Origin of the sequence: Microlunatus endophyticus, from assembly GCF_014646195.1 — a bacterium.
Taxonomy (GTDB): Bacteria; Actinomycetota; Actinomycetes; order Propionibacteriales; family Propionibacteriaceae; genus Microlunatus; species Microlunatus endophyticus.
The window spans coordinates 1-25,128 of record NZ_BMMZ01000003.1 but is presented as its reverse complement, the minus strand read 5'-3'; the positions used below and the strand labels follow the sequence as shown (position 1 = coordinate 25,128).

The 25,128-nt window shown below is 66.9% G+C and carries 22 protein-coding genes, 1 pseudogene and 1 riboswitch; of the genes and pseudogenes, 11 read left to right on the top strand and 12 right to left on the bottom strand.

Going from position 1 to position 25,128, the window contains the following annotated elements; genetic code table 11:
* The first annotated feature begins 104 nt into the window (after nt 1-104).
* Nucleotides 105-1,817 (top strand): ABC transporter family substrate-binding protein, encoded by a 1,713-nt coding sequence (locus tag IEY07_RS07020; RefSeq protein ID WP_188894497.1) that lies wholly within the window; start codon nt 105-107, stop codon nt 1,815-1,817.
* Between the two features lie 62 nt (nt 1,818-1,879).
* A complete protein-coding gene (locus IEY07_RS07015; protein ID WP_188894496.1) occupies nt 1,880-3,253 on the top strand; it encodes a UTP--glucose-1-phosphate uridylyltransferase in 1,374 nt (457 codons plus the stop codon).
* 158 nt (nt 3,254-3,411) lie between these two features.
* Here the strand turns inward: IEY07_RS07015 and IEY07_RS07010 are convergent, their stop codons facing one another.
* The 4 genes from IEY07_RS07010 to IEY07_RS06995 form a co-directional block, all read right to left on the bottom strand.
* On the bottom strand, nt 3,412-4,068 hold the full coding sequence (locus tag IEY07_RS07010; protein ID WP_188894495.1) for a malonic semialdehyde reductase: 657 nt from the start codon (nt 4,066-4,068) through the stop codon (nt 3,412-3,414).
* Nucleotides 4,069-4,163: 95 nt separating this feature from the next.
* Nucleotides 4,164-4,829, bottom strand: coding sequence for a LutC/YkgG family protein (locus IEY07_RS07005; RefSeq protein WP_229669809.1), 666 nt, complete (start codon nt 4,827-4,829; stop codon nt 4,164-4,166).
* The gene (locus tag IEY07_RS07000) at nt 4,826-6,301 is read right to left on the bottom strand and encodes a lactate utilization protein B (RefSeq protein ID WP_188894494.1); all 1,476 of its coding nucleotides are present in this window, start codon (nt 6,299-6,301) and stop codon (nt 4,826-4,828) included. The genes IEY07_RS07005 and IEY07_RS07000 overlap by 4 nt, the downstream gene beginning before the upstream one ends.
* Nucleotides 6,302-6,303: 2 nt before the next feature.
* Entirely contained in the window at nt 6,304-6,999 is a 696-nt protein-coding gene (locus IEY07_RS06995; RefSeq protein ID WP_188894493.1) for a (Fe-S)-binding protein, read from the bottom strand.
* A 94-nt stretch (nt 7,000-7,093) separates the two neighbouring features.
* Between IEY07_RS06995 and IEY07_RS06990 the strand changes: the two genes are divergently transcribed.
* A complete protein-coding gene (locus tag IEY07_RS06990; RefSeq protein ID WP_188894492.1) occupies nt 7,094-7,471 on the top strand; it encodes a hypothetical protein in 378 nt (125 codons plus the stop codon).
* Nucleotides 7,472-7,483: 12 nt separating this feature from the next.
* Here the strand turns inward: IEY07_RS06990 and IEY07_RS06985 are convergent, their stop codons facing one another.
* From IEY07_RS06985 to IEY07_RS06970, 4 genes are read right to left on the bottom strand one after another with little or no spacing between them, the layout of a single operon-like run.
* Nucleotides 7,484-7,876 (bottom strand): type II toxin-antitoxin system VapC family toxin, encoded by a 393-nt coding sequence (locus tag IEY07_RS06985; protein WP_188894491.1) that lies wholly within the window; start codon nt 7,874-7,876, stop codon nt 7,484-7,486.
* On the bottom strand, nt 7,873-8,112 hold the full coding sequence (locus IEY07_RS06980) for a FitA-like ribbon-helix-helix domain-containing protein (RefSeq protein ID WP_229669808.1): 240 nt from the start codon (nt 8,110-8,112) through the stop codon (nt 7,873-7,875). Before IEY07_RS06980 ends, IEY07_RS06985 begins: the two co-directional genes overlap by 4 nt.
* Before the next feature lie 15 nt (nt 8,113-8,127).
* The gene (locus tag IEY07_RS06975) at nt 8,128-8,769 is read right to left on the bottom strand and encodes an RcpC/CpaB family pilus assembly protein (RefSeq protein WP_188894490.1); all 642 of its coding nucleotides are present in this window, start codon (nt 8,767-8,769) and stop codon (nt 8,128-8,130) included.
* Between the two features lie 60 nt (nt 8,770-8,829).
* The gene (locus IEY07_RS06970) at nt 8,830-9,171 is read right to left on the bottom strand and encodes an FmdB family zinc ribbon protein (RefSeq protein WP_188894489.1); all 342 of its coding nucleotides are present in this window, start codon (nt 9,169-9,171) and stop codon (nt 8,830-8,832) included.
* Nucleotides 9,172-9,344: 173 nt separating this feature from the next.
* On the opposite strand from IEY07_RS06970, the gene IEY07_RS06965 reads away from it, so the two are divergent.
* Nucleotides 9,345-11,882 (top strand): penicillin acylase family protein, encoded by a 2,538-nt coding sequence (locus tag IEY07_RS06965; protein ID WP_229669807.1) that lies wholly within the window; start codon nt 9,345-9,347, stop codon nt 11,880-11,882.
* Nucleotides 11,883-12,044: 162 nt separating this feature from the next.
* The gene (locus IEY07_RS06960; RefSeq protein WP_188894487.1) at nt 12,045-12,566 is read left to right on the top strand and encodes a mycothiol transferase; all 522 of its coding nucleotides are present in this window, start codon (nt 12,045-12,047) and stop codon (nt 12,564-12,566) included.
* A gap of 18 nt (nt 12,567-12,584) precedes the next feature.
* Here the strand turns inward: IEY07_RS06960 and IEY07_RS06955 are convergent, their stop codons facing one another.
* A complete protein-coding gene (locus IEY07_RS06955) occupies nt 12,585-13,964 on the bottom strand; it encodes an MFS transporter (RefSeq protein ID WP_188894486.1) in 1,380 nt (459 codons plus the stop codon).
* A gap of 117 nt (nt 13,965-14,081) precedes the next feature.
* On the bottom strand, nt 14,082-15,245 hold the full coding sequence (locus IEY07_RS06950) for a phosphotransferase family protein (protein ID WP_188894485.1): 1,164 nt from the start codon (nt 15,243-15,245) through the stop codon (nt 14,082-14,084).
* 460 nt (nt 15,246-15,705) lie between these two features.
* Here IEY07_RS06950 and IEY07_RS24660 point away from each other — a divergent pair.
* Together IEY07_RS24660 and IEY07_RS24655 are read left to right on the top strand one after the other, a co-directional pair.
* Nucleotides 15,706-15,801, top strand: a pseudogene (locus tag IEY07_RS24660) (RNHCP domain-containing protein); the annotation flags it as partial.
* Between the two features lie 16 nt (nt 15,802-15,817).
* Entirely contained in the window at nt 15,818-16,042 is a 225-nt protein-coding gene (locus IEY07_RS24655) for an RNHCP domain-containing protein (protein WP_373288819.1), read from the top strand.
* 51 nt (nt 16,043-16,093) lie between these two features.
* Here IEY07_RS24655 and IEY07_RS06940 read toward each other — a convergent pair whose 3' ends face one another.
* Nucleotides 16,094-17,587, bottom strand: coding sequence for an aminotransferase class V-fold PLP-dependent enzyme (locus IEY07_RS06940; RefSeq protein WP_229669806.1), 1,494 nt, complete (start codon nt 17,585-17,587; stop codon nt 16,094-16,096).
* 41 nt (nt 17,588-17,628) lie between these two features.
* Nucleotides 17,629-17,744: riboswitch (SAM riboswitch) on the bottom strand.
* A gap of 174 nt (nt 17,745-17,918) precedes the next feature.
* The gene (locus IEY07_RS06935; RefSeq protein WP_188894484.1) at nt 17,919-18,851 is read right to left on the bottom strand and encodes a quinone oxidoreductase family protein; all 933 of its coding nucleotides are present in this window, start codon (nt 18,849-18,851) and stop codon (nt 17,919-17,921) included.
* An 85-nt stretch (nt 18,852-18,936) separates the two neighbouring features.
* On the opposite strand from IEY07_RS06935, the gene IEY07_RS06930 reads away from it, so the two are divergent.
* The 4 genes from IEY07_RS06930 to IEY07_RS06915 all read left to right on the top strand — a co-directional run.
* Nucleotides 18,937-19,620: a TetR/AcrR family transcriptional regulator C-terminal domain-containing protein gene (locus IEY07_RS06930; RefSeq protein ID WP_188894483.1), complete on the top strand. Its 684-nt coding sequence runs from the start codon at nt 18,937-18,939 to the stop codon at nt 19,618-19,620.
* Nucleotides 19,621-19,906: 286 nt separating this feature from the next.
* On the top strand, nt 19,907-23,167 hold the full coding sequence (gene ileS / locus IEY07_RS06925; protein WP_188894482.1) for an isoleucine--tRNA ligase: 3,261 nt from the start codon (nt 19,907-19,909) through the stop codon (nt 23,165-23,167).
* A 91-nt stretch (nt 23,168-23,258) separates the two neighbouring features.
* A complete protein-coding gene (locus IEY07_RS06920; RefSeq protein ID WP_229669805.1) occupies nt 23,259-24,719 on the top strand; it encodes a cation:proton antiporter domain-containing protein in 1,461 nt (486 codons plus the stop codon).
* Nucleotides 24,720-24,811: 92 nt separating this feature from the next.
* On the top strand, nt 24,812-25,128 hold a 317-nt coding region (locus IEY07_RS06915; RefSeq protein WP_188894481.1), incomplete at its 3' end, for an MFS transporter.

Below are 25,128 nucleotides of genomic sequence, written 5' to 3'. Positions count from 1 at the left end.
TCGCACGACCTGGGTGGAGTGTGGAAAGGGTCCGGTTCTTGAGCGGTCGGTGAAGCGTCGGATGGCTTATCGGCTCGCGCAGCAGGTCGACACGAGGGGATCCGATGAGAGTACGACGCAGTGCATTGGTCGCGGCCGTGGCCGCAATGACCCTGACAGCTGCCGCTTGTGGCGGCGGTGGATCCGGCCCGGGAGATCAGGGCCAGACCGGTCAGCCGAAGGCGGGCAGTACGGCGTCGGCAGGGCTGCCGACCACCGACTACACCAAGCTCGCCTACGGCCAGGTCAAGCAGGGCGGGACCCTGACGCTGGCGATCGGCCAGCTGCCGACCAACTGGAACAACAACGCCGCCGATGGCAATCTCGCCGACACCCAGACCCTCCAAGGGCCGCTGATCGGCAGCGGGATCAAGATCGCGGCCGACGGCAGCTGGCAGCTCAACCCTGACTACGCGACCTCGATCAAGGTCACCAACGACAGCCCGACGACCGTCGACGTGCAGATCAATCCGAAGGCGATCTGGGACGACGGCAAGCCGATCACCGCCGCGGACATGATCTCCTACTGGAAGGCCCAGAACGGCACCAACAAGAAGTTCAGCCCGGCCGGCACCGCCTGCTTCGAGGACATCAAGGACGTCAAGCAGGTCGGCAGCGACACCCGGCACTACACGGTGACTTTCGACGGCGCCTATGCCGAGTGGCCGGCCTGTGTCTGGCCGGACCTGCCGCAGGAGGTCACCAAGAGTCCGGAGGCATACAACACCGGCTTCAAGTCCAAGCAGTGGACGGGTGACGGTCCGTACGTGATCGACAGCGTCGACCAGAACGGCGGCGTGATCACCGAGGTGCCCAACCCGAAGTGGTGGGGCCGCAAGCCCAAGCTCGACAAGATCATCTTCCGGGTGATCGACCAGTCGGGACTCGGTCAGTCCTTCGCCAACAACGAGGTCTCCTCGATCAACACCGGTGCCCAGCTCGACGTGCTGAAGCAGGCCGAGGCACGGTCCGGGGCTGTCGTGCAGCGCTCCGGGGGGACCACCTACACCCAGCTCACCCTGAACGCCGAGAGCGGCCCGCTGACCGATCTCAATGTCCGCAAGGCGATCTTCTACGCGATCAACCGGCAGCAGTTCGCCGCGGTGACCCAGAAGGGTCTCGGCGTTCCGGCGGTCACCGTCGGAAGCAGCATCCTGCTTCCCGGACAGGCGGGTTACGCCAACACCCAGGACGCGATGTATCCGCATGATGTGGCCAAGGCGCAGGCCGCGCTGAAGGCCGCCGGCTACACCATCACCGATGGCAAGGCGATGAAGGGCGGGCAGCAGTTGACCCTGAGCATCGTCACGCCCGCCGAAACGCCGACCAACAACCAGCGCGCCCAGCTGGTGCAGAACTACCTGCAGCAGGCCGGCATGAAGGTCACGATCAAGAACGTCCCGTCGGACAAGTACTTCTCCGACTACGTCGTCACCGGGCCGGACAAGAACTTCGAGATGACGTCATTCTCCTATGTCGGCAGCGCATTCCCGATCGGCGGCGCCAAGGGCATCTTCACGCCGGCGGATTCGGGGGCGAATTTCTCCGGGATCTCCAGCCCGCAGATCGGTGATCTTTTCAAGCAGGCGGGCTCGACCGTCGACCCGACCCAGCGCTATGCCGTGATCAAGAAGCTCGACAACGCGATCTACAGCCTGGCGGTGATGGTCACCTTCACCGCGACGCCGAACATCGTGGTGTCCGACCCGAATCTGGTCAATTACGGCGCCGTGCAGTTCGAGACGACCGACTGGACGCAGGTCGGCTTCAAGTCCTGATCGCGGCTTCGCTCCGGACCGTTCAACCGGTTGTAGCCGCCGTCCTCTACGATCTGGGAGATATGAGCGGTCTGGAGCAAGCACGGCAGAAGATGACGGAGGCCGGAGTAGCGCCGGAGGCCATCGAGGTCTTCAGTCACTACTACGGCCAGCTGGAATCCGGGGCCACCGGCCTGATCCCGGAGGACTCGATCAGTCCGCTGACCGATCCGGACAAGCTGTCCGATGTCGAGATCGATGCCGGCTCGCAGCAGGCCGCGCTGGCGAAGACGGTGATCATCAAGCTCAACGGCGGCCTGGGCACCTCGATGGGCATGGAGCGGGCCAAGTCGCTGCTCCCGGTGCGTGACGGCAGGACCTTTCTCGACCTGATCGTGTCCCAGGTGCTGGGCGCCCGGGAGTCGTACGGAGTCGGGTTGCCGCTGCTCTTCATGAACAGCTTCCGGACCCGCGACGACACCCTGGCCGCACTGGAGCAGTGCGCTGACCTGGCCGTCGAAGGGCTGCCGCTGGACTTCCTGCAGAACCGCGAGCCCAAGTTGCTGACCTCCGACCTGACCCCGGTCGAGTGGCCGGCCGATCCGAGTCTGGAATGGTGCCCGCCGGGACACGGCGATCTCTACACCGCGCTGCTGGCGTCCGGGGTGCTGAAGACGCTGCTGGACGCCGGCTACCGGTACGCGTCGGTGTCCAATTCCGACAACCTCGGAGCGGCACCCAATGCCGAGATCGCCGGTTGGTTCGCAGCCTCGGGGGCGCCGTACGCGGCCGAGCTGTGCCGTCGGACCAAGGCCGACCTCAAGGGCGGCCACCTGGCGGTCCGCAAATCCGACGGCCGGCTGATCCTGCGCGACACCGCCCAGACCCCGGCTGACCAGATGGACTACTTCACCGATCCGGACCGGCATCCGTTCTTCCACACCAACAACCTGTGGTTCGACCTCGAGGTGCTCTACCGGACGCTGGTCGAGCGCAAGGGCGTACTCGGGCTGCCGTTGATCAAGAACGTCAAGACGGTCGATCCGACCGACTCGTCCAGCCCCGAGGTGGTCCAGATCGAGTGTGCGATGGGGGCGGCGATCGAGGTCTTCGACGGCGCGACCGCGATCGTTGTCGGTCGCGAGCGATTCCTGCCGGTCAAGACCACCAACGATCTGCTGCTGCTGAGGTCCGACAGCTACACCGTCGGCGAGGACGGCACGATCAACAAGGCCGTCGACACGGTGCCGCTGATCGATCTGGATTCCCGCTACTACAAGAAGATCCACGACTTCGATGCGCGCTTCCCGGCCGGTGCACCGTCCCTGGTTGCCGCCGAGAGCCTGACCGTGAAAGGTGATTGGACCTTCGGCGCGGACACCCGGGTCGAGGGTGCCGCCGAGCTCTCCGACGACGGCGAGCCGCAGACCATCCCTGATGGTTCGGTCATCAGCTGACACTCGGGCCGGGCTGGGAGCAGGAGGCTGCCGATCGCCGGCGATCTCATGCGCTGGCCGCCGGGGCCGGCGCGGAATCCACAAGCCGAAGACGCAGAACGCTCCCCGACCTGCTGGTCGGGGAGCGTTTGCAGTGATGATCCGTAGAGGGGATCAGGTCAGAGGATGGTGGCGACCTCGGTGAAGTCCAGCCGCGGGTTGCGGTCGAACCAGGGGTTCTCGCCGGGCTTGCCGATGTTCACCACGACCAGCACGTCGTGCTTGCCGTCGGGGAAGAACTCCAAGCTGACGGCCTCGGCGTCGAAACCGGCCATCGGACCGGCGGCCAGGCCGGCGGCCCGGACGCCGATGATGAAGTAGCCGATCTGCAGGCCGGCGCTCAGTCGCGCCATCGCCGCGCGACCTTCGGCATTCTGGGCCAGCGAATCGCGCATCGTCTCGCCGGCGTGCGGGAAGACCTTCGGCATCTCCTCGTGGAAGTCGTTGTCGACGGCGAGCAGCGCGACCACCGGCGCACTGGCGGTCTTGACGCGGTTGCCCTCGCTCATCAGCGGCAGAAGTCGCTCCTTCGCCGCATCCGAGCGTACGAAGACGATCCGCAGCGGCTGGCTGTTGGCGGCGGTCGGTGCGTACTTGACCAGTTCGTAGATGGCACGGATCTGATCGTCGGTGACGGGCTCGTCGGAGAAGCTGTTGGCGGTGCGGGCCGCGCGGAACAACAGGTCCTGGGCGTCGGCGGCAAGCTCGAGCTGATCGGCGAACTCGGCCTCGAACTCAGCGAGGGCCGCGGGGGCGACGGGTGTGGTGTCGGTCATGTTCGCTTGAACCGTCAACCGAACTGCTTTCTTCCGCTATGGATTGTGACGCTGCTCACGAGCCCCGAGCTTGTCGAGGGGTCCCTCCGACGAGCTCAGGGACCGGTGACGACCAGCACGACCAGATTCCGCGGCCCGTGCACGCCTTCGACCCGGTCGAGCTCGATGTCGCTGGTCGCACTCGGCCCGGAGATCCAGGTCAGCGGGCGGGTCGCATCCAGTCGGGCGATCGCCTCCGGCACCGTGCCGACGATCGCATCGGCCTCGACCACACACAGGTGGGTATCGGGCACCAGGCTGATCGCCCGGCGTCCCTGGATCCGGCCACCGTCCAACACGATCGTCCCGGTCAGCGCGATTCCGACCGCGCTGCCGGTGATCACCCCCTCGATCTGGTCGAGGTCCCTGGCCGACAGGTCGGCGGAGTCTCGTACGACCTGGCTGGTGACCGTGGTCAGCCACCCCGGATCAAGGTCATCCGGCACCACCACGGAGCGGACCCTGCGGTCGGCCAGCACGTTTCCGATCACCCGCCCGACCTCGGCGCGATCGATCACGTGGACCTCGGCGCGATAGTCGTCCACCCGGGTGGCGAACAGGTCGATCAGCGCCGCCCGGTCCAGCCCGAGATCGCGGGTGTAGCCGCGAGGGATCTCCGGTGCAGCGACATCCTTGATCGCGCCGCGCACCGCCGCGAGCACCTGCTCCTTGTTGCCCATCGGCCCGATGATCCTGTCCCGCGGTGCGGCGTCGCGGCTCATCGCTGCTCCCCCCGGGTGCGCCGCCACCACTCGTGGAAGGACTCCTGCGGGATCGGCGGCAGATCGCGGCTTGCGGTCCAGCCGCCCAGAAGACCCGGCAGTCGGCGTACGTGGCGGGCCACCGGGCCGGTCTTGCCCGCCAGCTTCTGCGCCCGCTCCAGTCGGCGGTGATCGGCGAACGTCCACGCTGCGACCCGCATCGCCAGCGATTCGGCGTTGGGCCGTCCGGATTCCGCGCGCTCCTCGACCACCTCGGCCCGCTGCTCGATCAGCACCGACGGGATGTCGATCTTGACCGGGCAGGCCTCGAAACACGCGCCGCAGAGACTTGAGGCGTAGGGCAGTGCTGCGTCGTGTTCATCGGAAACCCCGTGCAGCAAGGGATTCAGGATCGCTCCGATCGGGCCCGGGTAGACCGAGCCGTACGCGTGCCCGCCCACTCGCTCGTAGACCGGGCAGACGTTGAGGCAGGCAGAGCAGCGGATACACCGCAGCGCCTGCCGGCCGGTGTTGTCGGCCAGGGCCCGGGTGCGGCCGTTGTCCAGCAGGATGACGTGCATCTCCTGCGGCCCGTCGCCCTCGGTCACCCCGGTCCACATCGTCGTGTACGGATTCATCCGCTCGGCCGTGGAGGACCGGGGCAGCACCTGCATCAAGACCTCGAGGTCGCTGAAGGTGGGCAGCAGCTTCTCGATGCCGACCATCGACACCAGCACATCGGGCAGGGTCAGGCACATCCGGCCGTTGCCCTCCGATTCCAGCACCACCAGGGTGCCGGTCTCGGCGATGGCGAAATTGGCGCCGGAGAAGCCGATCGAGGTGTCCAGGAACTTCTCCCGCAGGTGCAACCGGGCGGCTTCGGCGAGCCGGCGCGGTTCGTCGGTCAGGTCGTCCGGAGCCGGTCGGCCGACGCTGCCCATCTCGTCGATGAAGATCTGCCTGATCTCCTCCCGGTTGCGGTGGATCGCCGGCACCAGGAAGTGACTCGGAGTGTCACCGCCCAGCTGCACGATCAACTCCGCCAGGTCGGTTTCCCAGGCGCGGATTCCCTGCTCGGCAAAGGCCTCGTTGAGGCCGACCTCCTGGGTGGCCATCGACTTGACCTTGATCACATCGGTGGCCCGGTGGGCGCGGACGATCTCCAGGCTGATCCGGACGGCCTCGTCGGCATCCGCCGCCCAGTGCACCGTGGCGCCGGCAGCGGTCGCCGCGGCCTCGAACTGCTCCAGGTGCCGGTCGAGATCGGCCAGCGTACGATCCTTGATCGCCGCGGCCGCAGTGCGCAGGTCCTGCCAGTCGTCCAACTCGCCGACGACCCGCTTGCGCTTGTCCCGGATGGTGTGGGTCGCGCGGCCGAGATTGCGCCGCAGTTGATCATCACCGAGCGCGATGTGGGCCGCTTCGGTGAAGGCGGGCATCCCGAGGAAGGCAACCCCGGGCTTGGGCTGCAGTTTCGGTTGGGTGCTGGCCATGATCAATCTCCTGCCGCCAGGATCTCGGCCAGATGCATCGACCGGACCGAGGATTTGCGCCTGCCCAGCAAGCCGCCCAGGTGCATCATGCAGGACGAGTCGGAGACTACGAGCACCTCCGCTCCGGTCGAGAGCGCGTTGTCGATCTTGTCCTCGCCCATCGCGCTGGACACCTCGGCGTTCTTCAGCGCGAAGGTACCGCCGAAGCCGCAGCACTGCTCGGCTTCGGGCAGCTCTTTCAGCTCGAGTCCTTCGACCGCCTCCAGCAGCCGATAGGGACGGTCGCCGACCCCCAGCAGGCGCAGCGAGTGGCAGGTCGGGTGATAGGTGACGCTGGCGTCGAACTTGGCGCCCACATCGGTCACGCCGAGCACGTCGATGAGGAATTCGCTCAACTCGTAGACCGGCGGCAGGTGTACGCCCGGCGCGACGTCCTGGCCGTAGACGCGCAGCATCCCGGTGCAGGATCCCGAGGGCACCACGACCGCCTCGGCGCCGGCGAAGGTCTCGGCGAAGCTGCGGACCATCTCCCCGGCGGGACGGGCGTAGCCGGTGTTCATGTGCATCTGGCCGCAGCAGGTCTGGGCGGTGGGGAAGTCGACTTCGCAACCCAGCCGTTCCAGGACCGTGACCGTCGCGCGGCCGACGTCGGGGAACAGGGTGTCGGCAAGGCAGGTGACGAAGATCGAGACCTTCACCGGCTACTCCTCTTCCCAACGGCTCGATGATGTGTGGACAACCATACGAGGCGCGCGCCGACAGGTCCCGGCAGGCCCTCCTAGGATGTTGATCATGTCTGATCAGCCGGCCCGGTGGAATGCTGCGCTTGCGTACGCGATCACCGGACAGCGCTGGGACGACCTGGCCGAATCCGGCAAGCCGGAACTGGTGCAGCTGGCGGACGAGATCCGACGCCGATACCCCGGTGGGGTCGAGGCACTGCAGGCCAGGATCATCGGGCGAGTGCAGCAGGACGAGCCCTGGCCGTACGAGGTCCCGGACGATCTTCGGGCCGGCCTGGGGGCGGCACAGTGGTGGGCAGCGCTGTCCCAGCTCCGCCGGCGACTGGCCGTCGGTCCGCAGCCCGACCGGCCGGTGCTCAGCGATCGCAAACCCGACGCCGATGAGCAGCGACTGCTGCGCGACGTGCCGCCCCATCACGGTCATTGAGGGCGGCCGACGTCAGATGCTGCGGGGAAACACCCGCACAGTTGCCGCGTGCCCGTCCGTGTCCAGCTTTGCATCGCAGGTGTAGAGCGGTGCGTCGACAATCTCGGCGAGCGCGAGATAGCTGGCGTCGTAACTGGTGAACTGATGACGAAGCGACCAGATCCGTTCGACGAGCGGCTCGGTGTTCCAACGGATGATGTTCAGGTCGAGAAGGTGCGTCAGAGCGTCCTGTGCGGATGCAGGTTCCAGCTTGCTGCCTCGGTTGAGACCACGAAGCGCTGAGATCACCTCGAGATCAAGGATGTGCGGCGTCGCAATGTCGCCCTCGAGCGCATCGAGCAACTCATCGTCGCGATGCTGCCCGACCAGGGCTTCCGTCATGGCGGAGGCATCGATGATGATCATTCGCCCCGCAGCGCCCTGATCTCGGCAACGATCTCATCTGTCGTCGGTCCTCCTGAGCGGTCCTTGGCGCGCAATCTGTCGACGACCTCGGCGTTGGTCGGCCTCGACGCGAGCTTGGTCAACTCCGCACCGACGTAGGCTGAAAGCGACAGTCCCTGTGCGGCCGCCCGCTTCTTGAGCAACGCGGTCACCTCATCCGGCACGTCGCGGATGTAGAGCGTTCCCACGGTTGCCATGCTAGCAACTTGCAATCACGTCAGGAGCAGACTGAGCTGGCTTCCGGCGGCCGCATCGGCAAGAGCGGTCGCCTGGTCGGTGCTCACCTCGACCAGCACCAGGGTCTGCGGGTCGCCGGAGTCCGGGCTGAGGCTGCTGCCGGAGTCTGACGGTCGGGGAATCGTCACCACCCGGACCTGCTCGGCGATCACGTGCGCGCCCGATCCCGATTGTGGATCGGCGGCGACGATGTCGACCCGATCACCGACCCGGAGCAGCCCGATCACCGCCGCATCGGAGATCCGCACCGGTGCGATCACCATCCCGGCGGCGACGGTCGGATGGTCACCGATGACGCTCAGTGTGGTCAGCACCGACCCACGGCTCAGCGGGGCGACCAGGGTGCGGCCGACGACGGCTGCGGGGTCGGTGATCGCAGCATCGGGCACCGCGGAGCCCGGCACCCGATGAATGCTCAGGTCGCCGGCGACGAGCCGGTCGCCGCCGGTCAGCTGCCGGCCGGCCACGACGACCGGGACGGTCGGCGGAGCAGGTGGCGAAGCCGCGCTGATGCCGGCAGCCGTTGCACCCATCGCCGCAACGACGGCCAGCTTGCGGCGGTGCCAGGAGGCGAGCCGGATCAGGCCGGCGAAAGCTGAGGATCCCGTACGAGCCATGCGCCGACGCTAGAACGTCGGGCGCCGCCGTGGGTCGGGTTATCCACAGCGGGCGTCAGTTCAGTCGGCTGCGGCCTTGGCCGGCGCCGGGGTGGAGGCTGCCGTCGACGAGCTGCCCGAGGAGCTGCTCGACGACGCATCACCGGAGGACGAGCTGCCGGAGGAACTGCCGGACGACGAGCTCGAGGAGTCGGAGCTGCTGGTCGAGGACTTGGAGCTGCTGCCGGACCGGTTGTCGGTGCTGTAGAAACCGGAACCCTTGAAGACCACACCGACAGCGTTGTAGACCTTGCGCAGCTTGCCGCCGCAGTTCGGGCATTCGGTGAGCGCGGCGTCGCTGAACTTCTGGACGGCTTCCAGGTCGTGGCCGCATTCGGAGCAACGGTACTGATAGGTCGGCATCTGATTCCTCTTGACAACACATCCGGTCATGAGAAGTCGAGCTGGTGACAGATCGACTGGCACTCAAGCATAGCGACTGCTAACGGATTCTCATTCCTCGAGGCCTTCTTCGAAGACCCTGCAGCCACTCGCGCCTCAGCGGTGCGACGGTGCCGAGTCGTTACGCTGACCCGGTGCGTCGAGTGCATCGGTGGGTGCTGTTCGTGGTCTTCGTGCTGGTGTTGATCGTCGGCGCGCTCTCCAGCCTGGCCGTGACCACCGTCCGATCCTCCTACCCGCAGACCTCGGGAGAGATCTCGATCTCCGGCCTCGATGCGCCCGTCCGGGTGGTCCGCAACTCCTACGGGGTGGCCGACATCTACGCCTCCAATGCCGACGATCTGTTCGAGGCACAGGGCTACGTCCAGGCCCAGGAGCGGTTCTGGGAGATGGACTTCCGCCGACACATCACCGCCGGACGGCTCTCCGAGCTCTTCGGCCCGTCGCAGCTGCAGACCGACGAGGTGATCCGGACGATGGGCTGGCGGCGGGTCGCCCAACAGGAGGTCGCCGAGCTCTCGCCGACCAGCCGCGGCTATCTCGATGCCTACTCCGACGGCGTCAACGCCTACCTGCGAACCCACAAAGCGTCGACCATCTCGCTGGAATACAACGTCCTGGGCCTGACCGGCCTGAACTACCAGCCCGAGGAGTGGAGTGCGGTCGACTCGGTGTCCTGGCTGAAGGCGATGGCCTGGGACCTGAGCGCCAACAAGGACCAGGAGATCGAGCGGGCGCTGCTGACGCCGAAATACGGCGCCGCCGAGGTCGCCGAGTTGTTCCCCGACTATGCCGGCTCCGAGTACGGGGCCGGTGGCAGGGACCAGCCGATCGTCGGTCAGGGCACGGTCAAGGGCGGCGCCTTCGATCCCGATCCGGCCGGCGGCTCCGCCCGGCCGGCTCCGCTGACGTCGCCGCAGCTGCACGACGCCTCCGGCGAACTGGAGCAGACCGCGCGCGACATCGACTCCATCCCGGCGCTCGTCGGCGACGGCGGCGCCGATCTGGGGGTCGGTTCGAATTCTTGGGTCGTGTCCGGATCCCGTACGACGACCGGCAAGGCGATCCTGTCCAATGATCCGCATCTGGCCACGTCGATCCCGTCGGTGTTCGAGCAGATGGGGTTGCACTGCACGACGATCACTCCACAATGCCCGTACGACGTCAGCGGCTACACCTTCTCCGGCATGCCGGGCGTGGTGATCGGGCACAACGAGCAGATCAGCTGGGGGCTGACGACCTCCTACGCCGATGTCGAGGACCTCTACCTCGAACAGGTCCGGGGCAACGAGGTCCGGGTCGGTGACAGCTGGCAGCCACTGACCGTCCGGACCGAAGAGATCAAGATCAAAGGCGAGGCGCCGCACAAGATCACCATCAGGCAGTCCCGGCACGGACCGCTGCTGTCCGACGTCGATGATCAGTACGCGCGGGTCGGCAGGCAGGCCGGGGTCTCGTACGCAGTCGCCCTGGCCTGGACCGCGTTGAGGCCCGGTCGGACGATGGAGGCGATCTTCGGCCTGGACAAGGCGACGAACTTCCAGCAGTTCCGGAATGCGGCCAAACTGCTCGCCGCACCCTCCCAGAATCTTCTGTACGCCGACCGGTCGGGCAACATCGGCTATCAGCTCCCGGGCGAGATCCCGATCCGCGGCAAGGGTGACGGTTCGATGCCGGTACCCGGCTGGGACAGCAGCTACGACTGGAAGGGCATGATCAAATTCGATGAGCTGCCCTACAGCTACAACCCGCCCGACGGTTACCTTGTCGCGGCGAACCAGCCGATCATCAAGAACTATCCTTATCCGCTGTCGGACGGGGAGTCCTACGGTTGGCGGAGTCAGGAGCTCGTCGACAGGATCACCCACGCCGGCAAGATCAGCCCCGCGACCGCGGAGAGCTTCTTCTACGACGACAAGGTTCCCTACGCCGACGCGTTGCTGCCCGGTCTCCTCGACGTCAAGATCACCGACCCCTGGGTCGCCCAGGGCCAGCAGGTGCTCCGGGCCTGGAACGGGCACTCGGATGCCAACTCCGCCGGGGCGGCCTTCTTCTACATCGTGATGCGGGACCTGCTGCAGAAGACCTTCGATGATCAACTCCCGGCCGATCTGCAGCCGTCTTCCGGTGACACCTGGTACGCCGTCCTGGCCGAGCTGATGAAGAAGCCGGATGACCCGTGGTGGGACGACACCAGGACCAAGGGCGTCAAGGAGACCCGCGACGACATCATCACCAGTGCCATCTATCAGGCCCGCAAGGACATCACGGCCCTGCGATCACAGGATCCTTCCGGATGGTCCTGGGGGTCGTTGCACACGATCACCCTCAAGCACCAGGCCTTCGGCGATGTCAGCCCGATCAGCCGGCTCTTCAACCGCGGCGACTATCCGGCTCCGGGCGGACCGGCGGTCGTGGATGCGCTGTCCTTCGACGACCGGACGAGCTTCGCGGTGACGAACGGGCCGACGATGCGGATGCTGATCAACTGGGCCGACGTCGACGACTCCCGCTGGATCAACCAGAGCGGGAACTCCGGGCACGCATTCGACAAGAACTACGACGACCAGCTGCCGCTCTGGGCAACGAACAAGACACTGCCCTTCCGCTTCACCAGGGCAGCGGTCGCCAAGAATGCCGCGGACACGCTGACCTTACGGCCCAGCAGCTGATCATTCAGCCACTGAGCCTCGATCGGCTGCTCAGTCAGTATCAGCTGGGCGGTAGGCATCGGCCTGGAGGCGGTACATAGCGGCGTGCTGGCTGGACAGCGCGTCCTCGGTTTGAGCCGACCACGCGTTTGAGCTGCCGGTGTGAGGTGTAAAGGTGGGCGTATGAGTGATATCGATGCACTGCGAGCACTGGTCGGCGACGCCTTCGGCCGGGTCGGCGAATTGGTCGACGGCATCACCTCCGATCTGAGTCCGGCGGTCGCCACTTACCGGCCGGATCAGGGCGCCAACACGATCGCCTGGCTGGTCTGGCACGCGACCCGGGTCCAGGACGACCACATCGCCGATCTGGTCGGCGGGGAACAGGTCTGGCCGGCCTGGCGGGACCGCTTCGGGTTGCCCTTCGACGATGACGCGACCGGTTACGGCCAGAGCGCCGAGCAGGTCGGCCAGGTGCAGGTGGCCGGTGACCTGCTGGCCGGCTATCACCGCGATGTCCAGAAATTCACCAGCAGCTATGTCGAGAGCTTGACCGGCGAGGAGCTGGAGCGGGTCGTCGACACCCATTGGGATCCGCCGGTCACGGCCTCGGTCCGTCTGGTGAGCGTGATCGGCGACATCACCCAGCACCTCGGCCAGGCCTACTACGTCAAGGGCCTGGCCGAGCGGGCGGGCGTGCGCTGATCCGGTTCGGTCCGAGGATCAACCGGCGACCGGCAGCGGGTTGATCTCCTCGACGCCGCGGCCGGCGGTCCGTGGGCCGAGCGCAGCGATGTTCAGGATCAGGATCAACATCAGTACGCCGACGACGGAGAACATCATCGGTGCGCCGGCTGCGTCCAGGATCGGGATCAGGATGAAGGACTGCAGTCCGCTCATCAGCCGGGACAGCGAATAGGTCGACCCGACGGCGGTCGAGCGGAGCGACGTCGGGAAGATCTCTGCCTGGTAGATGTGGAAGCCGTTGGAGAAGACGTTGCTGGCGACGGTGGTCAGGAAGCCGAAGGCGACGATCAACGCCGGCGTGCCCGAGATCGCGAATCCCAATCCGAAGATGTTCATCACCACGGCAGACCCGATGATCACGAATTTGCGCTCCAGACGGGCGATGATCGGTGTGGAGATCAGCGAGCCGATCGGGTAGCCGAGGTAGGTCAGCGCGATGTAGAGCAGCGACTGGGTGACGGTGTAGCCCCGCGCGACCAGCACCGTGCCGGCGAGCGTGCCGAAGCCGTAGTAGCCGAAGCCCTGGAGGATCTGGAAGACCACCAGCATGATCATCCGCTTGAGATAGGGCTGGGTGCCGAGCGTCCGCAGTGGCAGCGGGGCGACCGACTCGATACCGGACTCCGTACCGTCCAGCGGCCTGCCCTCGAGGCCGGCCTCCCGCTCGAAGCCGACGACTACCTGCTCCGCCTCGGTCATCCGGCCCTGGGACGCCAGCCAGCGGGGCGACTCCGGCAGTCCGCGCCGCAACAGCATGACGATGATGCCGCCGATCCCGCCCAGGACGAAGATCCATCGCCAGCCGGCGATCCCGAGCGGTGCGTGCGGTGCCAGCCAGAGCGCCAGGAAGCCGACGACCGGCACCCCGAGGAACGAGATCGTGTACGCCCAGGTGGCCACCCGGCCGCGGTCCTTGGCCGGCAGCAGGTCGCTGAGGTAGGTGTCGCCGAGCGGATACTCGGCTCCGATGCCGACTCCGGCCACGAAGCGGGCGATCATCAGGAAGACCGGGCCGGGCGCGAAGGCGCCGACGACCGACGCCACGGAGTAGAGCGCGATGTTGAAGAGGAACGCGCGCCGGCGGCCGATCTTGTCGGCCAGCCGGCCCAGCACGACGGCACCGGCGAACATGCCGATGAAGGTGGAGCCGAGGATGTAGGGCAGCGCAGCCTTGCTGAGGTTGAACTGGGCCACCAGCACCGAACTGATCGTCCCGGCGAGGAAGATCTCGTAGATGTCGAAGAACAGTCCGACACCGACGGCGGCGACGGCCCGCCGGTGGACCGGCGTGATCGGCAGCCGGCTCATCCGGGCCGCCAATTCGGTTGAGAGCTGTTGATCGGGAAGCGCTGGCATCGTTGCCCCTTTCTGTACGGCGCGGACATTATGTCAGCAGACAGATAGGCGACCAATGCAGTCCGGTGGTGATCGGTCCCGCTGGTGACGGGCAGCAACCGGGTGGTGATCCCCGAATCAGCCCACGGCTGCGGAGAACCCGGGGTAGATCGGCAACTGATCGGCCTCTGTCCAGCGGACGGCCAACTCGGCCCGGATCCGCTGCGCGAGTTCGGCCAGCTCAGAGAGTCGACCAGTGGCGTTCGCGGTGTGGATGAAGGTGTCGAGCCGGGTGAGCGCTCGGGACCGGGTGCTGGCGATGCCCCAGGTGCGGGACTCGACCGGTACGTCCTCGGCGATCGATTCGAATGACATCAGCAGCCAGTAGGCCATCACGTGGACTGTCGCCTCGGCGTACAGGGCGTCGTCGGCGGCCTGTGGGATCCTGACTGCCAGATCGGCACGGTAGAACCAGGCCAGCTCCGCGCCGAGATCATCGGGGACCCTGTTGCAGCACCAACAGGACGGGAAAGGCAGTTGCGGGTAGAGCCCGTCGATCAGGGCGTGGCCGGGTCGTCCGAACTCGAAGTCGAGCAGCCGGGCGCCGGAGGAGGTGATCACGACATTGTCGGGGCAAGGATCGTTGTGCACCAGGACGGTGAAGGGCCCGGGCCGGGTGAGGGTCTGCTTGACGGAGTCCAACTCCGCTGCGAGCCCATGAGGGTTCCCGGCCGGTGACAGCCCGAGCTCATTCTGCAGTCGGTCCAGGCCCTGGGCTCCGTCGTCGATCCCTCGTCCATATCGGGCCAGGACCTGCTCGGTGAGCAGGGCGGCCGGTGCTCCGAGGTCGGTGACGGTCCGGTCCCAGTCCGCCGAGCGGTAGGCGGTCGCGCCATGGATCGCGGCCAGCCGTCGTACGAAGCTGATCATCGCCGAGCGCGCCGCACCTGCCGAGCCGTCCAGCAGGGGCTGGACCAGCGTCGCGTCGGTTCCGAGGTCATCGAAGATCATCAGGCCGGTGCTCCGATCGCTACCCCAGCAGCGTGGGGTGTGCTCGCCCGGTGCCAGCCTGGTCAGCAGGGTGGCCGCCGCGGCCTCCCGGAAGAAGCGGAGTCGATCCTCCTCTGTGGTGTCGGGGAGGTCGAAACCGACGGTCTGCTTGGCGATCACCGTCCGGCCTGCGTCAGCTCCCGAAGTGACGCGAAGCCGCGCGACCAGATTGCGCCGGTCTGCCTCGGACAGCAGGTCGACCAGCTCGACCGGTCGCCCGATGAGCATCGCTACGGCCTCGGAAAGGTTCATGGGGATGATCATCGCGCATTCGAGCAGGCCCATGGCCCCGACGAGCCAGGGCGGGTGGGATCCCCGACTCCTACACTGGTCAGGCGTCTGACGTGCACCGTGTGCGTCGGGATCTGGAGAAGGGAGCGTGCTTGGTGCTGACCTGCTGCCGCGTGACCTGCTGAGAGGGGACGGCGCCGCAGCCGGTGCGATGAGATGACACCTACCGGTGGCCATGGGCATGAGCTGGTGGACAGTGGTCAGGACAATGATCGATGCGAGCGATCGACATGATCAACAAACCTGATCGTGGTTCGGATCCGCCTCACAGCGGTGAAGTCGGAACTGGAAGTAATCGCCCGATCGTGGGCGGTGAATAGCGTCAATCTCTCGTCAAGCCCGGTACCCCGGACGATCCGGGGGAGAGCCAACGGAACCCTCCGCCTTCGCAGTCGTATCCCTACGACCGCGGGGAGCAGGAGTGTCTCGCGCAACCGAAAATCAATCGTTCAGGTGCGCTCACTGCGGTGAGCGCGTTCGCCGTCTGCAGAACGGCAGTTTCCGAAATCACTGCCCGCAGTGTCTTTTGGTCGTTGCACGTCGACAACCGGCCAGGAGACCGGGCGTCGGACTGCGGCGGCCTGATGGAGCCGGTCCGATTGGACCGGCCCCGGGGGAAGGGTCTTGCGGTCGTGCACGTGTGCATCGTGTGCGGTCACGAGTCTCGTAACCGGCTCGCCGGAGACGACCCGATCCAGCCGGACTCCTGGGAAGCGGTCGCACGCGTCCAAGAGCGTGCGACCCGGTTCCGACGCTGATCGACCAATGGGTGCCGCTGGCGGTTTGGCCAGCGGCACCCGTTGTCGCGATCAGCCCTCGCAGGGGACCGGTGTAGCGGCCAGTGTGGTGATCCACTCCGGATTGGTACGGGAGTCGTCGATCGGCTGGTAGCGGCCGTCGACGATCTCGTACGACCACTGCGGGCCATCGGTGACCAGAGACCGCAACGCGGCGAGCAGTCGGTCGATGTCGGTGGCCCGGCTGCCGGCGCCGAAGCTGGCTCGCAACGCTCCGCCGGGGACACCGAGGCGGGCGGCCAGCGGGTGGGCGCAGAAGGCCCCGTCGCGGACGCCGATGCCGTGTTCGGCCGACAGGTAGGCGGCGACCAGGCCGGAGTCGTACCCGTCGACGGAGAAGCCGACGACACCGACGGCGTCGGTACAGTCGGACCAGATCGACAGCACGTGCACCGCGCCGATCGCCGCCAGTCGGGACAACAGCCGGGTGCGCAGCCGCCACTCGTGCCGGCGAAGATGATCATCCCCGATCCGGTCCAGCTCGCGGCAGGCAGCGGCCAGGGCGGCCGCGCCGAGGACATTCGGCGTGCCGCCTTCGTGGCGGGCCGGACCGGTTGCCCAGTCGGTGTGCTCGACCGTCACCTTGCGCACTGCGCCACCGCCGGCGAGATACGGGTCGGCGGCGTCCAGCCAGTCGGCGCGGCCGATCAAGGCACCGCTGCCGTACGGGGCGTAGATCTTGTGACCGGAGAAGGCCAGGTAGTCGACACCGACGTCAGCCATGTTGATCTTGCGGTGCGGCACGAGCTGGGCGCCGTCCACGGCGATCCGGACGCCGTGCCGATGGGCGAGCTGGGCGAACCTGCGGATCGGCAGCACTTCGCCTGTGACATTGGAGGCGCCGGTGATCGCCAGCAGCGACGGCCGGGCGGTGATCAACACCTGCTCGAGATCACGAAGGGTGTCCTCGAGGGTGCCGGCCGGAGACAACACGATCGCGCCGATTCGCTGCCAGGGCAGGAGATTCGCATGATGTTCGGTGTCCAGGCAGACGATGCCGGCACCCTCGGGAACAGCACCGGCGAGCAGATTCAGGGCGTCGGTGGTGTTCCGGGTGAAGATCGTCAGATCGTCGCTGCGGGCGCCGACGAACTCGGCGACCGTCGTACGAGATTGCTCGAAGAGTGCCGTGCTGACCGCGGACGCATACCCGGCGCCGCGGTGCACAGAGGCGTAGTAGGGCAGGACGCGCTGCTGGTCGGCGATCACGGCGGCCAGGGCGGGTGCGCTCGCGGCATAGTCAAGGTTCGCGTAGCGCACCGTCCGGCCGTCGACCAACGGCACGTGCAGGTCGGCACCGGTCACCTCGGCCAGCGGGCCGAACACGTCCCGCCGGCCGAACTGATCGCCATGATCACGGATGACCGGTGCCGGTAGACAGGACTGCGCCGCGGCAGTAGCACGATCATCTGCAGAGTCGGCTGCAAGATCATCTGCAAGATCAGCCTCAAGATCAACTGCAAGACCAGCTGCACGGTCGACGGGGGACGTGACTGCGAGCGACACCAGGCACTCCTCGGATCAGGGGCCCGCGTCTGGTTGCTCGGGACCCGCGCTTGCCGGGTCCAGGATCGGCCCGGCCGTGTGGTTCACCCGGGGCACCCCACCGCGGAAGGAGGGTTGCCGGTCAACAAGCCGGGGCTTGACGCTGACACTCATCACACGTTCGTACGACCAGCAACTCTGCGACACGGATGCCGTGAATGCAATCGCTGGTCCCATAATTCAAGACTGAGTCTCGGATGTCGAGACGGGCGGCTGTCCGTCGGCCCGTCCTCGCATCAGGTCGATGAAGTGGTGCGAGAACGGACGCGCGGGTCACGAACCGGTGCAGGCTTCAGGGGACGAAGACCATTCGGCGACCGGTCGGCACCGGCTCGTCCCAGGCGTTCTCGACATCGGCGAGGCGACGGACGACCGGTTCGACGCCGATCCGGCCTGCGGCAACGTGGTCGATCACGGCCGGGAGCTGAGCCGCCATGTCCCGCATCGGTGCGCTGCCGAGTCCACTGCCGATCAGGTGCAGATCGTTGCTACGCAGCAGATCGGCAGCCAGGGGCAGACTGCGTCCGGCGATCGAACCGATCTGCACCCAGGTCAGCCGGCCACCCTGGTTGCGACCGCTCAGGACCGGCAGTAGCTGGGCCGCAGGATCGCCCCAGGTGTAGTCGAGGACGATGTCGGGACGCCCGTCCAATTGCTCGGCCCAGCCGCCGTCTGTGGTGATCCGGACGACCTGATCGGCACGATCCGCGATCTGCTCCAGCGCGGAGGCGGAGCGGCCGATCGCGATCACCCGGCCGGCACCGAGCAGTCTTGCCGCCTGCAGGGCGGTCCGTCCGGCGGCACCGGTGGCACCGAGGACTGCGACGGTCTGGCCGGGCTGCAACTCGGCGCGCAAGGTGAGCGCCATCCATCCCGATCCGCCCGGATTGAGCGAGGCGGCGATCACGGCCGGATCGGCGTCCGCCGGCACCGGCAGCGCCCAAGAGGTCACGACTGCACGCTCGGCGAAGGTGCCGTACGGCGGCTTCAGCCCGCCGATGTAGATCAGATTGCCGTCCGCCCGGCGGGCGACGCCGTCGATGCCGGGAATCATCGGCAACTGTCCGTGCGCCGCGTAGTGCTGACCGGACGCCTGGGACCGGGTGATGTTGTGCAGCCCTGCGGCCAGGATCTCGACGGTCTCCTCACCCTCGGCGGGCTGTGGATCGGCAAACTCCCGATAGGCGGGCGGCCGACCGGCTTCGTACACCACTGCTGCTTTCATGATCGCTCCTTAACGCTGTTAAATGGCCTGCGTCCAGTGTGCTTAACGCTGTTAAGTTCGTCAAGATCCTGGCAGAATCTTTTGCATGGCGTTAGACCGGGAAGTCGTCGTCCGCACCGCTCTCGACCTCCTCGACAGGGAAGGACTGGACGGGCTGACCCTGCGCAAGATCGCGACCGCTCTGGACGTCAAGGCGCCCGCGCTGTACTGGCATTTCCAGAACAAACAGCAATTGCTCGACGAGATGGCGACGACCATGGCTCGGGATGCGGTCAAGGAACAGCCGCCACCCAACCAGCCGTGGCAGGACCACCTGCGGATGGTCGCCAACGGACTGCGTCAGATGCTCCTGAGCCGCCGGGACGGTGCCCGGCTGTTCGGCGGCACCTATATGACCGATGCATCGCCGGTCACCGCCGGTGAGCCGGTGCTCCGGGCCCTGGTCGACGCGGGCGCCGACCTCCGCCACGCGGTCGGGGTGAGTCGGACGCTCAACTGCTACGTGATCGGCTTCGTGCTGGAGGAACAGGGCGTTGTCAGCCCCTCGGGTGAGCGGGATCATCGCTTCGATCCGGAGCACCGGCGCAGCCGGATCGACGAGGACCACTTCCCGCTGACTGCCCGGTCCAGCGAATACGTCTTCGGCGACCTCGACCGGTCCTTCTCCGACGGCGTGGACTTGATCATCTCCGGGATGGACCAGCTGTTGCGGGCCGGCGCCAAGGATCAGCACAAAGGATCAGCACAAAGGATCAGCACAAAGGATTAGTACGGCTCGGCCCGCGCGGATTACGATGGTGGGCACAGGCATCGACCCGGCCATCACCGGTGAGCCTCCGGAAGAACGAGACCTCGACAGGCTCAGGGATCTGGGCGTCGGGTCTTCACTAGAACCGGACGGGTAGGCCCGTCACAGCCGTTACGAGTGGTCGTTGCGATCGACGTCGATCGTCAGCGGCAAGCGGGGTGGTACCGCGGCGCCCGGTCGAGAGCATTCGGACGCCGTCCTCGTGCAGGCACGAGCAGGACGTCGGCACCCAGGAGAGGCACCCGCGATGAGTTACCCGAAAGCGACCACCGCACCGGATCCGGACGGCAACCCGGAGCACACCTCGGTCCCCTCCAGCCCTCGGTTCGCCGAGATCGAGGAGCGGGTGCTCGCCTTCTGGAAGGACGACGACACCTTCAAAGCCTCGGTCGCCCGCAATCCCGCCGGTGAGAACGGCTCCAACGAGTACGTCTTCTACGACGGTCCGCCCTTCGCCAACGGCCTGCCGCACTACGGCCACCTGCTGACCGGCTATGTCAAGGACATCGTGCCGCGCTTCCAGACGATGCACGGACGGCATGTCGAGCGGCGGTTCGGGTGGGACACCCACGGACTGCCGGCCGAGCTCGAGACCATGAGCCAGCTGGGGATCAAGACCACCGACGAGATCCAGGAGATGGGGATCGGCACCTTCAATGCCGAGGCCCGTGCGTCGGTGCTGCGCTACACCCAGGAGTGGCGCGACTACGTCACCCGCCAGGCCCGCTGGGTGGACTTCGACAACGAGTACAAGACGCTCGACCTGACCTACATGGAGTCGGTGCTCTGGGCCTTCAAAACCCTGTGGGACAAGGGATTGGTCTACGAGGGCTTCAAGGTCCTGCCGTACTGCTGGAACGATCAGACGCCCCTGAGCAACCACGAGCTACGGATGGACGAAGACGTCTACCAGGTACGCCGCGACCCGGCCGTCACGGTCGGCTTCCGGCTGGAGACCGGCGAGCTGGCGCTGATCTGGACCACCACGCCGTGGACCCTGCCGTCCAACCTGGCGATCATGGTCCACCCGGATGTCGACTACGTCGTGGTCGAATCCGACTTCACCGGCAGCACCGAGCGCTACATCCTGGCCGAGGCACGGCTGGACGCCTACAAGCGGGAGCTCGGCGAGGACGTAGCCGATCACGTGGTCGAGCGGCTGAAGGGTGCTGATCTTGTCGGCCGCAGCTACACCCCGCCGATGAATTACTACCTGGGTTGGAAGAACGCACACACAATCGTCCCGGCCGAGGAGTTCGTCACCACCACCGAGGGCACCGGGCTGGTGCACAGTGCCGGCGCCTTCGGCGAAGAGGACAAGATCGTCACCGACCGCAACAACATCCAGCCGGTCCTCCCGGTCGGTCCCGACGGCAGATTCACCGCGCCGGTCACCGACTACCTCGGCGTGCACGTCTTCGACGCCAACGTGCTGGTGATCGAGCACCTGAAGAACCGCACCCGCGGTCAGGATGATGATCTTGGCGCGACCACCGAGGGCACCGTGCTGCTCCGGCAGGAGATGTACGACCACAGCTATCCGCACTGCTGGCGCTGCCGCAATCCCCTGATCTACATGGGCGTCTCGTCCTGGTTCGTCCGGGTCACCGAGTTCAAGGATCGGATGGTCGAGCTCAACCAGCAGATCAACTGGGTGCCCGAGCACGTCAAGGACGGCCAGTTCGGCAAATGGCTGGCCAACGCCCGCGACTGGTCGATCAGCCGGAACCGCTTCTTCGGCAGCCCGATCCCGGTCTGGAAGTCCGACGATCCCGCCTACCCCCGGGTCGACGTCTACGGCTCGCTTTCCGAGCTGGAGAAGGACTTCGGCGTCGAGGTCACCGACCTGCACCGGCCCTTCATCGACGAGCTGACCCGGCCGAATCCCGACGACCCGACGGGAAAGTCCACGATGCGCCGGGTGCCGGAGATCCTCGACGTCTGGTTCGACTCCGGGTCGATGCCCTACGCCCAGGTGCACTATCCCTTTGAGAACGCGGAGTGGTTCGAGCATCACTACCCGGGCGACTTCATTGTCGAGTACGTGCCGCAGATCCGCGGCTGGTTCTACCTGATGCACGTCCTCGCGACCGCGCTCTTCGACAGCCCTGCCTTCCTCAACTGCATCTGCCACGGGACGGTGCTGGGCAGCGACGGTCGCAAGATGAGTAAATCGCTGCGCAACTACCCGGATGTCCGCGAGGTCTTCGACCGGGACGGCGCGGATGCGATGCGGTGGTTCCTGATGAGTTCGCCGGTCCTGCGGGGCGGCGATCTTGCCGTCACCGAGCAGGGCATCCGCGAAGGCGTACGACAGGTGATCATCCCGCTGTGGAACGCCTGGTACTTCTTCAGCCTGTACGCCAATTCCGCCAATGGTGGCCAGGGGTACGACGCCCAGTGGTCGACCTCGTCGACCGACGTGCTGGACCGCTACATCCTGGCCAAGCTGCGCCAGACGGTGATCAAGGTCAACGACTCGCTGGAGGCGCTGGACATCGCAGCCGCCTGCGATGAGGTGCGCTGGTTCGGCGAGGTGCTGTCCAACTGGTACATCCGCCGCTCTCGGGAGCGCTTCTGGGACGGCGAGAGCGAGGAGTCCAAGCGGGCCTTTGACACCCTCTACACGGTGCTCGAGGTGCTGACCCGGATGGCGGCTCCGCTGCTGCCGCTGATCACCGAGGAGATCTGGAAGGGGCTGACCGGCGGTCGGTCGGTGCACCTGACCGACTGGCCGGATGTTGATCAACTTCCCGCCGACGATGATCTCGTCGCGCAGATGGACCGGGTCCGCGACGTCTGCTCGGCGACCTCGGCGCTGCGCAAGGCCAAGCACCTGCGCGTACGGCTGCCGCTGGCCGGCCTGCGGGTGGCCGCCGACGACGCGAAGGTGCTCGAGCCGTTCACCGGCCTGATCGGCGACGAGCTCAACGTGAAGTCGATCGAGCTGGTCGACCTGGCCGCTGCCGGAGATGATCTTGGCGTCCGTCAGGAGCTTGCGGTCAACGCCCGGGCGGCCGGGCCGCGGCTCGGCCGCGAGGTGCAGACGGCGATCAAGGCGAGCAAGTCCGGCGACTGGTCCGTGGCCGAGGACGGCGTCGTGACCGCGGGCGGGATCGTCCTACAGGAGGGCGAATTCACGCTCCGTACGGTGGTGGCCGACGCTGACGATGATCAGCAGGCAGTTGCGATGCTGCCGGGATCGGGATTCGTGATCCTGGACACCGGCGTCACCCCCGAACTGCAGTCGGAGGGGGTGGCCAGGGATCTGGTGCGCGCCGTCCAGCAGGCACGCAGGGATGCCGGATTGGACATCAGCGACCGGATCGCGCTGTCGCTGCAGGGCGACGACGAGATCCGTGCCGCCGTCGAACAGCATCGCCGGCTGATCGAATCGGAGACGCTGACCGAGCGGCTGACCGTCGCCGTCGGTGGCGCCGGCGAGACCTCCGCCGATCTGGGTGAGGGCCGCAAGGTCACGATCGGGGTCACGAAGATCAACAGCTGACATCTGTGCCCGCTGTTACCATGTGTGGGCTACGCGGTGTGCCGGGAAGTCTGGTCGGCGACATGACAGTCGTGCTCCAGGAGGTCGCCCCGTGTCGGATGCCATCGGTTTCGGGATCGGTGTACTGGTCGTCGCCGGCGCCATCATGGCCGCCGTTTTCGGCGGCCGGGTCAGCTCCCTGCTCCGGGTCCCCGCTCCCGCGCTGTTCCTGGCCGCAGCGGCAGTCTGCGCGCTCTTCCTGCCACCGATCGGCCGCAGCGGACGGCAGCTCGGCGAGGAGATCGTCACCGTCGCCCTGATCTTCATCCTCTTCGACGGCGGGATGAATATCGGCTGGCGCCGGTTCCGCTCGGCGATGGGCTCGATCGCCTGGATCGGAGTCGCCGGCACCGCGGTCTCGGCGGCCGCGCTGGCCGCCTGCGCGCACTTCGTCTTCGGCCTCGGCTGGCAGCCCTCACTGCTGTTGGGGGCGGCACTGTCGCCGACCGATCCGGCCGTGGTCTTCTCGGTCCTCGGCGGCAAGGAGATCACCGGACGGACCGGGACGATCCTGGAGGGCGAGTCGGGCGCCAACGATCCGGTCGGAATCGCACTGTTGACCAGCCTGGTCGCGGCCACCGGATCGGGCCTGGACGCGCTCGGCTCCGGCCTGCTCGAATTCGGGCTGCAGATGGTGGTCGGCGCGGCCGTCGGGATCGTCGGCGGATGGTGCCTGTCGGCGATGGCCCGGCGCGTCCGGCTGGACAACCAGGCGATGCACGCCGTGCTGATCGCCGCCGGTGCGGCGCTGATCTACGGTGCGGGCTCAGCGCTGCACGGCTCGGGTTTCCTGGCGGTGTTCATCGCCGGCATCCTCTTCGGTGATGTCCGGGCACCCTATCGGCGGGAGATCGACCAGTTCGCCTCCGGGCTGGCCGGGCTGGCCGAGATCGTCGCCTTCATCGTCCTCGGGCTCACCATCGACCTCCGCGAGACCGTACAGCCGCGGGACCTGCTGGTCGGGGGCGTGATCGCGGTCGTCCTGATCGTGGTGATCCGGCCCGTGCTGGTCGGGTTGATCACCCTGCCGATCAAGCTGGACCGTGGCGAACGGGCGTTCGTGCTCTTGGCCGGGCTGAAGGGCGCGGTCCCGATCCTGCTCGGTCTCTTCATCCTCGACACCCGCCGTCCCGATGCCGAACTGGTGTTCGCGGTGATCTTCATCGTGGTGTTGATCTCGGTGGTGCTCCAAGGAGGACTGGTGCCGTGGCTTGCCGGCCGCTTCGGCGTCCCGATGCGTACGGCGCCTCCGCGCCCCTGGTCGCTGGATGTCCGCTTCAGCGAGGAGCCGCAAGGTCTGCACCGCCACGTCATTGCGGCCGGCTCGACTGCCGACGGCCGGACGATCGCCGACCTCGGAGTCGGCGACCGGGCCTGGATCAGCCTGATCAGCCGCCGCGGGCGGCACCTGCCCGTCCGCAACACGACGCGTCTGCAGGCCGGGGACGTCGTGCTCACCGAGATCGACGAGGATGCCAGCCTCACCGACCTCTTCGACGCCCCGGACTCCTGAGCCTGGCGCGTTGCGGGTGCTGACGCGGGTACGGCGGGCGTGAGATGGTCGTCTTGAGAGTGTCGAAGTCACGCGATGGCGGAGGGTGAGACATGGCGGTAGCCGGCGTCGAGGCGGAGCAGGTCCCGGTAAGTGGAGAGCTGAGCAGGCGGCAGATCAACCTGATCTTCGTCACGGTGATGCTCGGAATGCTGTTGTCGGCCTTGGACCAGACGATCGTGTCGACGGCGCTGCCGACGATCGTCGCCGACGTCGGCGGTGCCGGCCACCTGTCCTGGGTGGTGTCGTCCTACCTGTTGGCCGACACGGTCGCAACCGTGCTGGCCGGCAAATTCGGGGACCTGTTCGGACGCAAGCTGGTGCTGCAGCTGGCAGCCGGACTCTTCGTCGTCGCCTCCGCCGCGTGCGG